We start from the raw sequence: 298 nt of genomic DNA, 5'->3' as shown, positions 1-298 counted from the left end.
CAGCGCACCAAGCAGGGCAATGCGGCTGCATTCCCCGCCGCTCAGCTGCGCCGCCGGCGTCTGTACATCGAGGTGGCCGAGGCCCTCCTCATGCAAGGCAGCTTGCAGCCGCTCGACCAGGTCCCAGCGCCCTTCGAGGCGCTCGATATCGTCCTCATGCGGCTGACCACGCATGACCCGCTGCATGGCATCGAACCAGTGTGCGCAACCCGCCAGGTCGACGACACGGGCGTCGGCGGCGGCCACGATGCGTTGCGGCAGGTAGGCGATACGCCCCTGTCGCACGACACGCCCCTCG

General features: G+C 69.1%; 1 protein-coding gene. It reads right to left on the bottom strand.

The window, feature by feature from the left end; translation table 11 throughout:
* On the bottom strand, positions 1–285 hold a 285-nt coding region (locus J0A65_RS27000), incomplete at its 3' end, for a hypothetical protein (protein WP_206597236.1).
* Positions 286–298 lie beyond the last annotated feature (13 nt).

This window comes from Bowmanella yangjiangensis, assembly GCF_017255015.1.
Classification (GTDB): Bacteria; Pseudomonadota; Gammaproteobacteria; order Enterobacterales; family Alteromonadaceae; genus Bowmanella; species Bowmanella yangjiangensis.
The sequence above is the reverse complement of the archived record's forward strand: the minus strand, read 5'-3'. Positions and strand labels throughout refer to the sequence as shown.